The sequence below is a fragment of the Massilia niastensis DSM 21313 genome, from assembly GCF_000382345.1.
GTDB lineage: Bacteria > Pseudomonadota > Gammaproteobacteria > Burkholderiales > Burkholderiaceae_D > Telluria > Telluria niastensis.
On the sequence record NZ_KB908095.1, the window covers coordinates 43,067 to 57,936 of the forward strand.

Here is a 14,870-nt window from a genome sequence, read left to right on the forward strand (position 1 = left end):
TCCCACCATGAGGGATGGATCAGAATTAATATTTCATTCGGAAAATTCGATGAATTCCATAGAAAGTTTTAGCAATAGACTTTGTCGACGAATTTTACATATACGCTTGTTAAATTTTTGTTAATTCCTATAAGCATTTGATTTTATGAAATATTATCTTTATGGCATGGCATTTGCATAGACTGTCAGTGCTTCCAGCAAGGGGATGAAGGAAGTACCGAAGTATTCCAACAACAAACCTGGAGTGTCCAAATGAAAGCCATGAAAACCCTGATCGCCGCAGCAGCCGTCGCCCTCTGCGCTTCCGGCGCCGCAAATGCCTCTATCGTTACCGATACGCTCTACCCGCTGAAGACGATCACGACCGCGACTTCGCCCTACACCTACTGGCACGACCTGACCGATAACGGCGTGCCGGGTTCGGCGACGGTGAACTGGGCCTCACTGGATGTCTACCTGGCCGACCCGCTGCTCGGCAACGAAAAGGTCACGTTCAAGTTCAACGGTACCAATGCGACCAGCGTGCAGAACGTGCCGTTCCTCGGCCAGAACTACACCTTCGGCGTCGCCACCTCGCTGCTCTCCACCGGTCTGCTGCAGGTCGCGCTGAGCGTCGGCTGCAACGGCAGCATCTTCGGCCTGTGCTGGAACCAGCAGACCGTCACGCTCGTGAAATCCGAACTGACGGCCGACATCACCCCGATTCCGGAACCTGCCACGCTGCTCACGCTGGGCGCCGGCCTGCTGGGACTGGGCGCGGTCCGTCGCCGCCATGCCGCGCGCAGCACCGAGCAACTGGGCACTGCCGTCCCGGCCTAGGAGCCGGTCCGCGCTCACCCGCGCAATCGGGTGGGCGCAGCCTCGCCGCAGGCCGGCCGGCGCCTGGCCGACCTGACGGTGACGCGATTCCTGTCCACGCATTGCCCCCGGGCCGGACGCTGAAGCGGCGCCTGCCGTCCACCCGCCACATTCCCTCCTCTTTTCCAGCTCCGAAGCCTCAGCCTCGACGCCCAAGCCTTGGCGCATTCGCAAGCAGGATGAGCATCTGGAAAGTTTCCTCCTGCGCCTTGTCGGCGAACTTTACATTTGGCTCGGCAGATTCTTACAAATTTTTTTAAGTACATGATTTTCCAAGCTATTTTTACCTTGGCACGCCGCTTGCAAAGACCTCCAGTGTAAATATATGAATTACCGAAAGTAACTCATCAATTATCTGGAGTGTCCAAATGAAAGTAATGAAAAGATTGATCGGTGCAGCCACCCTTGCCCTGGGTGTCTGCGGTGCTGCCCAGGCGAACATCATTACGGACACGTTCAATCCGTCCGACGTGAAGATCACGACAAGCAAGCCTTACGAGTACAAGCACGACCTGAGCGGCGAGGACCTGTCCGATGCCACGGTGGAATGGGCCAAGCTGTCGGTCGTCCTGCGCGATCCGAGCCTGAACTTCCTGGAAACGGTCACCTTCAACTTCGAAGGCGAGCAGAAGAAGGTCGTGAAGAACGTGGACTGGAAAGGGGAAAAATACCAGTTCGGCCTGCTGACCTCGCTGCTCGACGACGGCATCCTGAACGTCAAGATCAGCGTCGGCTGCACCAATCTCATCATCATCTGCCTGCCCCAGGATGTCTGGTTCGACAGGTCGACCTTGAAGATCAAGCTCTCGCACACGGACCCGAACCCGACCCCGGTGCCTGAACCGGCGACCCTGCTGTCGCTCGGCGCCGGCCTGCTCGGCCTGAGCGCGGCCCGCCGCCGCGCCGCGCGCAGGGGCCGGTCCGGCCAGGGCGCCTGACCGGACCGGCCGTGCTTACCTGCCCAAGCGGGCGAGCGCGGCTTCCAGCACGGTGTCACGTCCCCGCCGCAGGTCGGCCAGCGTCTGCGCCGACCTGACGGTCGGCTGGATTCCCTTGCCTACCCAGACGGTGCCGTCCGCATAGGTATCGGCCTTGGTGCAGATGCGCGCCCTGCCCCCGCCCGGCAACTGCACCAGCAGCGGCTGCCCGGTGCTGCCGCCGGTGGCCTCGCCGACGAGGATCCCGCGCTTCATCGTATCGAAGGCAACCGCAAAATCTTCCGCCGCCGAATAGGTCGCGCCGGACGTGAGCACCGCGACCGGGCCGCTGAAATGGCGCTTGTCGTCGACCGGCCACGCATCCATCTTCTTTTCCAGGTCCGGCATCGGGCGCTGCCAGGCGCGGTAGGCCGGCAGGTACTGGCGGGTCGCCCACTTGCTGGTGTCGAAGGGCTTGTCGGCCAGCGTGGCCAGCACGCGGTAGCCGACGCTGGAATTGCCGCCGCCGTTATTGCGCACGTCGATCACCAGCGCGGACGCCCTGGCGATCCGGTCGAATGCGGCCAGGAAGGCGTCGGCGCTGCGGTCGTCGCCGAAGCTGTTCAGGGCCACGTAGGCGACATTCCCCGGCAGCATGCGCAGTTCGAACGGCTCCTTCATGATGGCCGCCTTCACGAAGGCATCCCAGCTGACGCGCGGCGTGTCGGCCTCGAAGGCCTTGCCGGCCGCGCTGCGGAAGCTCACGCGCGGCGTATGCGTCAGCGCGCCCGTCAGGAAGGAATAGCCGTAGGCGCGGCGTTCCATGTCCTGCGGCGTGGACGCGCTCAGATAAGGCAGCAGTTCGCGGTTCGCATACGCCTGCACCGGCTCGCCGTCGACCGCGACGACTTCCACGCCCGGCGCCACGCCCCTGGCGCGCAAGGCGGCGTCGAACACCTCGCGCACCAATACCTTGCCCTCGACCAGGTGGGTGGTGAACAGCGGGCGCGCCATCAAGAGGTCGCGCACTTCCGCGCCCGGGTAGACGTTGGTGTGGCCGTCCTGCAGCTTCGCGCACAGCTCGGCCAGCACGCGGTAGTACTCGGCGGTGCTGGCGGTGGCGCGCACCTTCGGGAGGTATTCCAGGTACAGGCGGTCCCAGTCGAGCTCCTTGAGCTTGTCCACGTACACGAAGTTGTACTTCACTTCGGACCAGAACTTGGACAGGCCGGCGACCTTCTCGTCCTCGCTCAGGTTGTCGCGGTAGGGCGTGGCCAGCGCGGGCGAATCGAACAGCTTCGCGTCGAACGCGCGCCGGCGCTCGGCGGCCGGATCGACGGCTTCCTGCGCGAAGGCGGCGGTGGACAGGGCGGCCAGTGCCGCGGCCAGGATGATGCGACGTGCCATGTGCGTCTCCTCTCGGTTGTTGGTATGGCCGGGATTCTAGGGATGGGCTGGCCCATCGCGCAGGGCCGTGCGACAGGCGGCGTTTTTCGTGGAGCAGGCTGCGCATCCTGCATCGCCGGGGCGGGCGCGGAACGTGACAAAAGGGTCTACTATTACGCATCGCAATCCGATGCCACATGCACAAGGAGCCTTATGCTGAACCTGAAAGACCCTTCCCTGCTGCGCCAGCAGGCTTACATCGACGGCGCCTGGTGCGACGCCGAAGGCGGGGCCACGGTCCCCGTGATCAATCCGGCCACCGGCGAAACACTGGGCACGGTGCCGCACATGGGGGCGCTCGAGACCCGCCGCGCGATCGAGGCCGCGCAAGCCGCGTGGCCCGCCTGGCGCAGGAAGAGCGCCAGGGAGCGCGCCGCGATCCTGCGCAAGTGGAGCGACCTGATGCTGGAAAACGCGGACGACCTGGCGCTCCTGATGACCGCCGAGCAGGGCAAGCCGCTGCCCGAGGCCAGGGGCGAAGTGGCGTATGCGGCCTCGTTCTTCGAATGGTTCGGCGAGGAAGCCAAGCGCGTCGCCGGCGAGACGCTGCAGTCGCCGTGGCCGGACCGCCGCATCGTGGTGACGAAGGAGCCGATCGGCGTGTGCGCCGCGATCACGCCCTGGAACTTCCCGGCCGCGATGATCACCCGCAAGGTCGGTCCGGCGCTGGCCGCCGGCTGCCCGATCGTGGTCAAGCCGGCCGAGCTGACGCCCTACTCCGCGCTGGCGCTGGCCGTGCTGGCCGAGCGCGCCGGCGTGCCGAAGGGCGTGTTCAGCATCGTCGTCGGCGATTCCAAAGCCATCGGCGGCGAAATGACCGGCAACCCGACGGTGCGCAAGCTGAGCTTCACCGGCTCGACCGCCGTGGGCCGCCTGCTGATGGAGCAGTGCGCGCCGACGATCAAGAAGATCTCGCTGGAGCTGGGCGGGAATGCCTCCTTCATCGTGTTCGACGATGCCGACGTGGATGCGGCGGTCGAGGGCGCGATCGCATCGAAGTACCGCAATGCGGGCCAGACCTGCGTCTGCGCGAACCGCATCTACGTGCAGGACGGGATCTACGACGAGTTCGCGCGCAAGCTGGTGGCGGCGGTGGGCAAGCTCAAGGTCGGCAACGGCGTCGAGGAAGGCGTGAACCAGGGGCCGCTGATCGAAGAGAAGGCGGTGCGCAAGGTCGAGCAGCATATCGAGGATGCGGTCGGCAAGGGCGCCAGGCTGCTGCTGGGGGGCAAGCGCCACGAACTGGGGCACAGCTTCTTCCAGCCGACCGTGCTGGCCGAGGTGACCCCCGACATGCTGGTGGCGAGCGAAGAGACCTTCGGGCCGCTGGCGCCGCTGTTCCGCTTCAGGACCGAGGAGGAAGTGATCGCGATGGCCAACGATACCGAGTTCGGGCTGGCGTCGTACTTCTATTCGCGCGACATCGGTCGCGTGTGGCGCATGGCCGAGGCGATCGAGACGGGCATGGTGGGCGTGAATACCGGCCTGATCTCGACCGAGGTGGCGCCGTTCGGCGGGGTCAAGCAGTCGGGGCTGGGACGGGAAGGATCGATCTATGGGATGGACGATTACCTCGTCGTGAAGTACATCTGCATGGGCGGGGTGTAACCGCCGCGCCTGCGACCGGCCCGCGCCCCCGAGGGCGCGGGCCGGCCAGCTTACTTCCTGTACTCGTGGTACTTGCGCGCATCCCCGCGCACCTGCTCCGCCGGATACTTGGCGCGGTTGAGCACCATCTTCTCCTGCACCGCCGCCAGCAGGTCGACATCGAGCTTGTCCGCCAGCCGCACCAGGTACACCAGCACATCCGCCATCTCGTGCCTCACCTCGGCCAGCTTGTCCGCGCCCAGCTCGTCGATCCGTCCCGACTGCAGCCACTGGAAATGCTCGAGCAGCTCGGCCGCTTCGACGGTCAGCGCGGACGCCAGGTTCTTCGGCGTGTGGAACTGGTCCCAGTCGCGTTCGTCCACGAATTCACGGACGATGGCGCGCAGCCGCGCCAGTTCGCCGTCAGGCATTGCCTGGTTCACTCGCCCTGCTCCAGGTAGCCACTGAGCACGCGCTCGAGCTTGGGCGCGATCTCTTCCTGGCTGCTGACCGTGATGCCCAGGTCGCGCAGCAGGCCGTCGTGCACGCCGTACACCCAGCTGTGGATGGTCAGCGGCTGGCCGCGGTCCCAGGCGTCGCGCACGATCGTCGTCTGCGCCACGTTGATCACCTGCTCGGCCACGTTCAGCTCCACCATGCGGTTGGTCGCCGCGCGGCCGCTCACGTTGCCGAGGTACTTGCCGTGCTTCTCGCGCACGTCGCGCACATGGCCCAGCCAGTTGTCCGCCAGGCCGACGCGCAGGTTGTTCAAGGCCGCGTGCACGCCCGAGCAGCCATAGTGGCCGCAGATGATGACGTGCTTGACCTTCAGCACGTCGATCGCGAACTGCAGCACGCTCAGGCAGTTCAGGTCGGAGTGCACCACCACGTTGGCGATGTTACGGTGGACGAACAGTTCGCCCGGCGCCATGCCGAGCAGCTCGTTGGCCGGCACCCGGCTGTCCGAACATCCGATCCACAGGTATTCCGGAGCCTGCTGCTCGGACAACGCCTTGAAGAAGTTCGGATCTTCCGCCACCATCGAGGCGGCCCAGTTACGGTTGCGGGAGAACAGCTCTTCCGCGGTCAGTCCCTTCGTCTTGTCCATACGACTCCTCATCTTGTATTGTGCCCTTGTCGCGGCCGCCCGGCCGGGCTGAAAAAAAACCGCTGAGGGCTCGCGCCGGTCAGCGGTAGTGACGACTTCTTACTCGAAGAAGTCCTTGACCTTGTCCATCCAGCCCTTGCTTTGCGGGCTGTGCTTCGAGCCGCCTTCGTTGGTCAGGCGGTCGAATTCGCGCAGCAGGTCCTTCTGCTTCTCGGTCAGCTTGACCGGGGTCTCGACGATCATGTGGCAGAACAGGTCGCCTACGTACCCGGAACGCACGCCCTTGATGCCCTTGCCCTTGAGACGGAAGGTCTTGCCGGTCTGGGTGCCTTCGGGCACCGTGAACGACACCTTGCCGCTCAGGGTCGGCACCTCGATCTCGCCGCCCAGCGCAGCCTTCGAGAACGAGATCGGCATCTCGCAGTGCAGGTCGTCGCCCTCGCGCTGGAACACCGTGTGCGGCTTGATGTGGATCTCCACATACAGGTCGCCCGGCGGCCCGCCGTTGGTGCCCGGCTCGCCGTTGCCCGACGAGCGGATCCGCATGCCGTTGTCGATACCGGCCGGGATCTTCACTTCCAGCGTCTTGTTGCGCTTGATGCGTCCGGCGCCGGCGCAGGCCGCGCACGGTTCCGGGATGATCTTGCCGCTGCCATGGCACTTCGGGCAGGTCTGCTGGATGCTGAAGAAGCCCTGCTGCATGCGCACCTGGCCGTGGCCGGCGCAGGTCGTGCAGGTGACGGGCGAGGTGCCCGGCTTGGCGCCGCTGCCGTGGCAGGTGTCGCACTTGTCCCAGCTCGGCACGCGGATGGTGGTATCGAAGCCGTGCGCCGCCTGCTCCAGCGTGATCTCGAGGTTGTAGCGCAAATCGGCGCCGCGGTAGACCTGCGGACCCGCGCTGCGTCCGCCCCGGCCGCCTCCGAAGATGTCGCCGAAGATGTCGCCGAACGCGTCGCCGAAGCCGCCCGCGCCGAAACCGCCGCCCACGCCCGCATTCGGATCGACGCCGGCATGACCGTAGCGGTCATAGGCTTCGCGCTTCTCCGCGTTGGTCAGCATTTCGTAGGCTTCCTTCACCTCCTTGAACTTCTCTTCCGCTTCCTTGTTGTCAGGATTGCGGTCGGGGTGGTATTTCATCGCAAGCTTGCGATAGGCCTTCTTGATGTCGTCTTCCGACGCATTCTTCGCGACCCCGAGGATCTCGTAAAAATCACGCTTTGCCATTGTCGGCACCTTGCTGTTAATTCAGTAACGAACGGTCTATGCAAAAAAACCGAGCCGGGAACCAGTGTGGTCATCGGCTCGGTCCCGTGCGGTAGGGCCGGAAGGGCCCTACCAGAGGTATTACTTGGCGTCCTTGACTTCCTTGAAGTCGGCGTCGACCACGTCGTCGTCCTGCTTGCCCGACGATTCGGCGCCACCGGCAGCCTGCTGGCCGCCAGCCGCACCGGCGCCGCCTGCCTGCTGCGCCTGCATGTCGGCGTACATCTTCTCGCCCAGCTTCTGCGCCGCGCTCGACAGGGCCGCAACCTTGGCGTCGATGTCGCCCTTGTCGCCGCTCTTCAGGGCGCCTTCCAGGTCGGCGATCGCCGCCTCGACTTTTTCCTTCTCGCCGGCTTCCAGCTTGTCGCCGTACTCGGTCAGGGACTTCTTGGTCGAGTGCACCAGCGCGTCGCCCTGGTTACGGGCTTCGGCCAGTTCCTTGACCTTCTTGTCCTCTTCCGCGTTCAGCTCGGCGTCCTTCACCATCTTCTGGATCTCTTCTTCCGACAGGCCCGAATTGGCCTTGATGGTGATCTTGTTTTCCTTGCCGGTGGCCTTGTCCTTGGCGCCCACGTGCAGGATGCCGTTGGCGTCGATGTCGAAGGTCACTTCGATCTGCGGGGTGCCGCGCGCCGCCGGCGGGATGCCTTCGAGGTTGAACTCGCCCAGGCCCTTGTTGCCCGCTGCGATTTCACGCTCGCCCTGGTAGACCTTGATGGTCACGGCCGGCTGGTTGTCGTCGGCGGTCGAGAACACCTGCGAGAACTTGGTCGGGATCGTGGTGTTCTTGTGGATCATCTTGGTCATCACGCCGCCCAGGGTTTCGATACCCAGCGACAGCGGGGTCACGTCCAGCAGCAGCAGGTCCTTGCGCTCGCCGGACAGCACCGAGCCCTGGATGGCGGCGCCGACTGCCACCGCCTCGTCCGGGTTCACGTCCTTGCGCGGATCCTTGCCGAAGAACTCCTTGACCTTCTCCTGCACCTTCGGCATGCGGGTCATGCCGCCGACCAGGATGATGTCGTCGATGTCCGAGACCTTGACGCCGGCATCCTTGATCGCGATGCGGCACGGTTCGATGGTCTTGGTGATCAGTTCCTCGACCAGCGCTTCCAGCTTGGCGCGGGTGATCTTCAGGTTCAGGTGGACCGGCGCGCCGTTCGCCATGGCGATGTACGGCTCGTTGATCTCGGTCTGCTGCGAGGACGACAGCTCGATCTTCGCGCGCTCGGCCGAAGCCTTGATGCGCTGCAGGGCGATCGGGTCCTTCGACAGGTCCAGGCCGTTGATCTTCTTGAATTCGTCGATGATGTAGTCGATCACGCGCTGGTCGAAGTCTTCGCCGCCCAGGAAGGTGTCGCCGTTGGTCGACAGCACTTCGAACTGCTTCTCGCCTTCGACGTCGGCGATTTCGATGATCGAGACGTCGAAGGTGCCGCCGCCCAGGTCATACACGGCGATCTTGCGGTCGCCCTTGTCGGTCTTGTCCAGGCCGAATGCCAGCGCAGCCGCGGTCGGCTCGTTGATGATGCGCTTGACGTCCAGGCCCGCGATGCGGCCGGCGTCCTTGGTCGCCTGGCGCTGCGAGTCGTTGAAGTAGGCCGGCACGGTGATCACGGCCTCGGTCACTTCCTCGCCCAGGTAGTCCTCGGCGGTCTTCTTCATCTTGCGCAGCACTTCCGCGGAGATCTGCGGCGGCGCCAGTTTCTTGTCGCGCACGCCGACCCATGCGTCGCCGTTGTCGGCTTGCAGGATCTGGTACGGCATCAGGCCGATGTCCTTCTGGACTTCCTTCTCCTGGAACTTGCGGCCGATCAGGCGCTTGACCGCGAACAGGGTGTTCTTCGGGTTGGTGACGGCCTGGCGTTTCGCCGGCGCGCCGACGAGGATTTCGCCATCTTCCTGGTAAGCGATGATCGACGGCGTGGTACGCGCGCCTTCGGCGTTCTCGATCACCTTCGGCTGGCCGTTTTCCATGATCGCGACGCAGGAGTTAGTGGTTCCCAGGTCGATACCAATGATTCTGCCCATGATGTGTTCCTTTTATATTTGATGAAATTCGGATGGATTCAATATTGGGAAAAACTGCGTGCTTTCAAGTGTTTAGGCCGCAGCTTGTCTTCTTATTTTGGCTGTGCGGCGGTCACGATGGCCGGACGCAGCAGGCGGTCGGCGATCATGTAGCCCTTTTGCAGCACGGCGACGACGGTGTTCGCTTCCTGCTCGGACGGCACCACGGCCACGGCCTGGTGCCGGTTCGGGTCGAGCTTGTCGCCCGGCTGGGGCATGACTTCGACCAGGCGGTTCTTCTCGAAGGCGGCGGTGAGCTGCTTGAGGGTCATCTCGACGCCTTCCTTGATCGACTCCACCGTCGGCGCTTCGACCTTCAGCGCCATTTCCAGGCTGTCGCGCACCGGCACCATGGCCTCGGCGAAACTCTCGATGGCGAATTTGTGGGCCTTGCTCACGTCTTCCTGGGCGCGGCGGCGGATGTTCTCGGCATCGGCCTTGGCGCGCATGAACGCATCGTGCATCTCGGCCAGCTTGGCCTCGGTTGCGCTCAGCTGTTCTTCGAGGCCCGGCTCCGCCGATGCGCTCGCAGCCTGCGCGGTCCCTGCCGCTGCGTCGGCGACTGCCTCGGCTTCCGGCTGATTGGTCACCTCTTTGTTTTCTTGGTCTTGCATCGAAAAAACTCCTAGAATCAAGGACTTGGCTGAGTTAGTAACGTGTCCTGCCTGACATACAGCCCCCCAGATGGGGCGAACTCCTACAATTTCAAGGGGAATTGTGGAAATGCCATTCAAAAATGGCCAGTAACAATGCCTGACAACATTTGTTACAGGATTTACTATTTCCCTGATTCATTTCCCAACGATAAAGATTAACCTTATCGACAAGCTTGCCGGCGGATCATCCGCCCGGGAACAAGCCATCGGGAGCAGACATCATGAGACTACAGCTGATCAGTGGCGCCGTCGTGTTGTACACCATCGCCGCACTGGCCTGGTTGTGCTACGCGGGAATCGGCGCGACGCCCTGACAAACCAGGCATTTTAACAGGTTGGCAAAACCGGCCGGCGGCAGGCGCTGAGCACCGCCGGCGGCGTGCCGCAGGATTCAGGCGCCGAGCTGCGCCGCGTGCTGCGCGCCGACCTGGAGATCGCGCCGTTGCGCGGCCTGCTGGACCGGCGTCGTCACGGTCGGCCAGCCGATCAGGTGCTGCTCGGCAATCTCGGCCATGCCGGTGATCCAGGCCGGCGATTCGTTCAGGCAGGGAATGTAATGGAATTCCTTGCCGCCCGCCGCCTCGAACTCGTGGCGCACTTCCATGTTGATCTCTTCCAGCGTTTCCAGGCAGTCGCTGGTGAAACCCGGACAGATGACGTCGATGCGCTCGACGCCTTCGCGCGCCAGCTGCTGCACGGTGGGCGCGGTATAGGGCTGCAGCCATTCGGCCTTGCCGAAGCGCGACTGGAAGGTGACGAGGTAGGCTTCCGGCCCGATGCCGAGCTCGGCCGCCAGCAGGCGCGCGGTCTTCTGGCATTCGCAGAAATACGGGTCGCCCAGCAGCAGCGTGCGCTTGGGCACCCCGTGGAAGCTCATCACCAGTTTCTGGCCGCGGCCGTGGTTGTCCCAGTGCGCTTCCACGCTCGCGGCCAGCGCCTTGATATAGCCTTCGTGGTCATGGTAGTGCTTCACCAGGCGCAGTTCCGGGATGTTGCGCACCCGCCGGTAGTGGCCGAAGACCGCGTCCCAGATCGATGCGGTGGTGGTGCCGGAATACTGCGGGTAGGCCGGCAGCACCACGATGCGGTCGCAATGTTCTTCCTTCAGGCGCTCGAGCACGTCGGACAGCGCGGGCGTGCCGTAGCGCATCGCCATCACCACCTTGACGCCTTCGTGGCCGCGCTCGGCCAGCATGCGGTCCAGCAAGTTGGCCTGCTTCTGCGTATGGACCATCAGCGGCGACCCTTCGCGGGTCCAGATGGTGCGGTACTTGGCGGCCGACTGCCCGGAGCGGAAGGGCAGGATGAACAGGTGCAGGATGAACCACCAGATCCGGCTCGGGATCTCGACCACGCGCGGATCGGACAGGAACTGCTTCAGGTAGCGGCGCACGGCCGGGCGGGTCGGCTCGTCGGGGGTGCCGAGATTGACCAGGACGATCGCATGTTGCGGGATGCTGCCGTGGGCGTGCGGCGGTTCTTTGCGGAATGGCATGGATGCAGGGATGGTGACGGGACGGCTTACATTATAAGAGCCTATCTCAGTAGGCAGGGGGGATGCTAATGGCGATGCATGGCAAGCGAGGGCAAGGCGCGAGGAGGCCGCATGGCAAGCCATGCAATGACGAGCAACGCCGCCCACGCTTGTCAGGCGCGCCAGTAGCGCCCCCTGACTACCGAGATAGGCTCTCAGTAGGGTCCCGTGGCGCGAACATGGGCGCGTGGCCCGGCCCTGCGGACCGGGCTGCATCGGGGGAGCGTCAGGTGGTGACGTTCAGCTTGACGTCGATGTTGTCACGGGTGGCGTTCGAGTAAGGGCACACGATGTGCGCCTTCTCGACGATGCCCTCGAGCTGGGCCTTGTCCATGCCCGGGCCGTGGATGGTCAGCACGGCCTCGATGCCGAAGCCGGTCGGGATCTGGCCGATGCCGACGTCGCCGGTGACGGTCAGGTCTGGCGGCAAAGTCACTTTCTGCTGGGAAGCCACAAACTTGACGGCGCCCAGGAAGCAGGCCGACCAGCCGGCTGCAAACAGCTGTTCGGGGTTGGTACCGCTGCCGCCGGCGCCGCCCAGCTCTTTCGGGGTGGACAGTTTCAGGTCGAGGACGCCGTCGGAACTCTTCGAGCTGCCTTCGCGGCCGCCTTGCGAGGTGGCCTGGGCACGGTACAGCACTTTTTCGATGCTCATTCGAACTCCCTTCTGTGTGAGTGGTGGGTCAAACAGTGCAAAGCCGCGGCGTGGCCGCGGATCAGTAGAACTTTGCCACAGAATGGAGAAGGAAAGATGACGATAGGCCGAAAAGGGGAGTCATGACCGCCATTGGCGGTCATGACGGGCATTCAGGACGCCAGCAACTCCCGCGCATGCTTGCGCGTCGTCTCCGTGATCTCGATCCCGCCCAGCATGCGCGCCACCTCTTCCACCCGCGAGCGGCTGTCGAGGACATCGATGCGCGACACCGTGCGGCCCGCGTCGGTCAGGCCCTTGGCCACCTGGAAATGCTGGTTGGCCTGGCTCGCCACCTGCGGCAGGTGGGTCACGCACAGCACCTGGCGCTGCTGGCCCAGGCGCTTGAGCAGGCGCCCCACCACCTCGGCCACGCCGCCGCCGATGCCGGTGTCGACTTCGTCGAAGATCAGGGTCGGCACGGTCGTCGCATTCGACGTGATCACCGAGATCGCCAGCGAGATGCGCGCCAGCTCGCCGCCCGATGCCACCTTGGCCAGCGGACGCGGCGCCACCCCGGCGTGGCCGGCCACCAGGAACTCGACCTGCTCCAGGCCGTGCGCGTTCGGCTCGGCCGGGTTGAGCCCGATGGCGAAACTGCCGCCGCCCATGCTCAGCTCCTGCATCGCGGCCGTCACCTGCACGCTGAGTTCGGCGGCCGCCCTGGCGCGCCGCGCCGACAGGCGCCTGGCCACTTCGGTATAGGCCGCCCTGGCCTTGTCTTCCTGCTTCCTGAGGCCTTCGATGTCGGTGGCGTCGGCCAGCTGGCGCAGCTTGGCGGCCAGCGCCGCGTGCTCTTCCGGCAGTTCTTCCGGCGTGACCCGGTACTTGCGCGCGGAGCTGTGCAGCGCTTCCATGCGCGCATCGACCTCGCGCAGGCGGTCCGGGTCGAGTTCGACCTTGTCGATGTAGTTGTTCAGCGCGTACACGGCTTCCTGCAGCTGGATGCGGGCCGGCTCCATGCAGTCGAGCACCGCCTGCAGCTGGGTGTCCACATCGACCAGCTTGCCCAGCTTCTGGTTCAGCGACGACAGCTGCGACAGGATCGGATGGTCCGATTCCGAGATCGCGGCCAGCGCCTCCTGCGCGCCTTCGAGCAGGCTGGCGGCGTGCGACAGGCGGCTGTGCTCGTTGCTGATCTCGGTCCACTCGCCCTGCTTCGGCGCCAGCTTGTCGAGTTCGCCCACCTGCCATTCGAGGCGCTCGCGCTCCATCAGCACGTTCTTGGCATTGGTCTCGTATTCCTCGCGCTGGCGCACCAGTGCGCGCCAGGCGCGGTACAGGCTCGCGACCTCCACCACCTCGGCGCGCGCGCCCGGATCGCGCACGGCGATCTGGTTGTCGAGCAGGTCGCGCTGGGCGTCCGGCTTGAGCAGCGACTGGTGCGCGTGCTGGCCGTGGATGTCGACCAGCATCTCGCCCAGCTCGCGCAGCTGCGCGGCGGTGGCGGCGACCCCGTTGATGTAGGCCTTCGAGCGGCCCGCGTTGTCGATCACGCGGCGCACCAGCGCGCCGCCTTCGTCGGCCTCGAACTCGTTCTGTACCAGCCATGCGCGCGCCGCTTCGGTCGGCGCGAAGTCCGCCGTGATGTCGGCCCTGGCCGCGCCTTCGCGCACCATGCTGGCATCGCCGCGCCCGCCCAGCGCCAGTTGCAGCGCATCGATCAGGATCGACTTGCCGGCGCCGGTCTCGCCGGTGAACACCGTGAACCCGTTCGAGAATTCAAGCTCGATGGTGTCGACAATGACGAAGTCGCGGATGGTAAGTGTGCGCAGCATGAAAAATCGTGTCTCCTGTTGTGGCGATTTACTTGAGCTTGCCTTCGTTGGTCGGGTATTCGTTCCAGTGCAGCTTCTGGCGCAGCGTGTGGTAGTAGCTCCAGTCGTCCGGATGCAGGAACGTGATCATGTTGGGCGAGCGCGAGATGACGATGCGGTCGCCGAGCTGCGCGTTGGTGAAGGTCTGCATGTCGAAGTTGACGCTGATGTCGCGGCCGCTCACCAGTTCGACCACGATCTCGCTGGAATCGGGCACCACGATCGGCCGGTTCGACAGCGCATGCGGCGCGATCGGCACCAGCACGGTGCCCTGCAGGCTCGGATGCAGCAGCGGGCCGCCCGCCGACAGCGCATAGGCGGTCGAGCCGGTCGGGGTCGAGATGATCAGGCCGTCCGAACGCTGGTTGTACATGAACTCGCCGTCCACGATCAGCTTCAGTTCGACCATGCCGGCGCCGGTGCCGCGCGCCACCACCACGTCGTTGACCGCGAGGCCGCAGAAGATCACCTGGCCGTCGCGCACCACGCGCGCTTCCAGCAGGGTGCGCTTCTCGGTGCGCGCCTCGCCCTGCAGGATCTCGCCGAGCGCGGGCAGCATGTCTTCCATCGGGATGTCGGTGATGAAGCCGAGCCGTCCCTGGTTGATGCCGATCAGCGGGATGTCGTACTTGGCGAGCTGGCGCGCGATGCCGAGCATGGTGCCGTCGCCGCCGACCACGACCGCGGCCTGGGCCTGCCTGCCGATCTCGTCGACACTGATGGCTTCGATGCCGTCGAGCGCCAGGTGGGCGGCGGTGTCGGTTTCGAAGACGACGCGGTAGCCGGCGTCGCGCAGGAATTCCAGGATACGGCCCACCGGCTCCTCTACCCCGGCCGTATTGTGCCGGACGACGAGCGCGATGATGGGTTGCGGTTCAGGCGTGGCGGTCATATCGATCTCGGCGGTAGGGTGGTGACGA

Annotated in this window: 13 protein-coding genes; 3 read left to right on the forward strand and 10 right to left on the reverse strand. The window is 64.7% G+C overall.

Going from position 1 to position 14,870, the window contains the following annotated elements:
• Positions 1 to 252 precede the first annotated feature (252 nt).
• Both H162_RS0113385 and H162_RS0113390 read left to right on the forward strand, forming a co-directional pair.
• Positions 253 to 819 carry a PEP-CTERM sorting domain-containing protein gene (locus tag H162_RS0113385; protein WP_020653985.1) on the forward strand — a complete coding sequence of 189 codons (567 nt, stop codon included), beginning with the start codon at positions 253 to 255 and terminating at the stop codon, positions 817 to 819.
• Positions 820 to 1,235: 416 nt separating this feature from the next.
• The gene (locus H162_RS0113390; protein WP_211223701.1) at positions 1,236 to 1,796 is read left to right on the forward strand and encodes a PEP-CTERM sorting domain-containing protein; all 561 of its coding nucleotides are present in this window, start codon (positions 1,236 to 1,238) and stop codon (positions 1,794 to 1,796) included.
• A gap of 15 nt (positions 1,797 to 1,811) precedes the next feature.
• On the opposite strand, the gene H162_RS0113395 is transcribed toward H162_RS0113390, so the two are convergent.
• On the reverse strand, positions 1,812 to 3,182 hold the full coding sequence (locus H162_RS0113395; protein ID WP_020653987.1) for a S41 family peptidase: 1,371 nt from the start codon (positions 3,180 to 3,182) through the stop codon (positions 1,812 to 1,814).
• Between the two features lie 192 nt (positions 3,183 to 3,374).
• On the opposite strand from H162_RS0113395, the gene H162_RS0113400 reads away from it, so the two are divergent.
• Positions 3,375 to 4,829: an NAD-dependent succinate-semialdehyde dehydrogenase gene (locus H162_RS0113400; RefSeq protein ID WP_020653988.1), complete on the forward strand. Its 1,455-nt coding sequence runs from the start codon at positions 3,375 to 3,377 to the stop codon at positions 4,827 to 4,829.
• Positions 4,830 to 4,879: 50 nt separating this feature from the next.
• Here H162_RS0113400 and H162_RS0113405 read toward each other — a convergent pair whose 3' ends face one another.
• From H162_RS0113405 to H162_RS0113445, 9 genes are all read right to left on the reverse strand, one after another.
• The gene (locus tag H162_RS0113405) at positions 4,880 to 5,239 is read right to left on the reverse strand and encodes a nucleotide pyrophosphohydrolase (protein WP_026354607.1); all 360 of its coding nucleotides are present in this window, start codon (positions 5,237 to 5,239) and stop codon (positions 4,880 to 4,882) included.
• An 8-nt stretch (positions 5,240 to 5,247) separates the two neighbouring features.
• Positions 5,248 to 5,916 (reverse strand): carbonate dehydratase, encoded by a 669-nt coding sequence (can, locus tag H162_RS0113410; protein WP_020653990.1) that lies wholly within the window; start codon positions 5,914 to 5,916, stop codon positions 5,248 to 5,250.
• A 99-nt stretch (positions 5,917 to 6,015) separates the two neighbouring features.
• On the reverse strand, positions 6,016 to 7,140 hold the full coding sequence (dnaJ, locus tag H162_RS0113415; protein ID WP_020653991.1) for a molecular chaperone DnaJ: 1,125 nt from the start codon (positions 7,138 to 7,140) through the stop codon (positions 6,016 to 6,018).
• A 120-nt stretch (positions 7,141 to 7,260) separates the two neighbouring features.
• The gene (dnaK, locus tag H162_RS0113420; protein ID WP_020653992.1) at positions 7,261 to 9,210 is read right to left on the reverse strand and encodes a molecular chaperone DnaK; all 1,950 of its coding nucleotides are present in this window, start codon (positions 9,208 to 9,210) and stop codon (positions 7,261 to 7,263) included.
• Positions 9,211 to 9,302: 92 nt separating this feature from the next.
• Positions 9,303 to 9,863, reverse strand: coding sequence for a nucleotide exchange factor GrpE (grpE, locus tag H162_RS0113425; protein WP_020653993.1), 561 nt, complete (start codon positions 9,861 to 9,863; stop codon positions 9,303 to 9,305).
• 433 nt (positions 9,864 to 10,296) lie between these two features.
• A complete protein-coding gene (gene hemH / locus H162_RS0113430; RefSeq protein ID WP_020653995.1) occupies positions 10,297 to 11,400 on the reverse strand; it encodes a ferrochelatase in 1,104 nt (367 codons plus the stop codon).
• Positions 11,401 to 11,665: 265 nt separating this feature from the next.
• Positions 11,666 to 12,094 carry an organic hydroperoxide resistance protein gene (locus H162_RS0113435; RefSeq protein ID WP_020653996.1) on the reverse strand — a complete coding sequence of 143 codons (429 nt, stop codon included), beginning with the start codon at positions 12,092 to 12,094 and terminating at the stop codon, positions 11,666 to 11,668.
• A 152-nt stretch (positions 12,095 to 12,246) separates the two neighbouring features.
• Positions 12,247 to 13,911: a DNA repair protein RecN gene (gene recN, locus H162_RS0113440; protein WP_020653997.1), complete on the reverse strand. Its 1,665-nt coding sequence runs from the start codon at positions 13,909 to 13,911 to the stop codon at positions 12,247 to 12,249.
• A gap of 28 nt (positions 13,912 to 13,939) precedes the next feature.
• Positions 13,940 to 14,842, reverse strand: coding sequence for an NAD kinase (locus tag H162_RS0113445; protein WP_020653998.1), 903 nt, complete (start codon positions 14,840 to 14,842; stop codon positions 13,940 to 13,942).
• Positions 14,843 to 14,870: the final 28 nt, after the last annotated feature.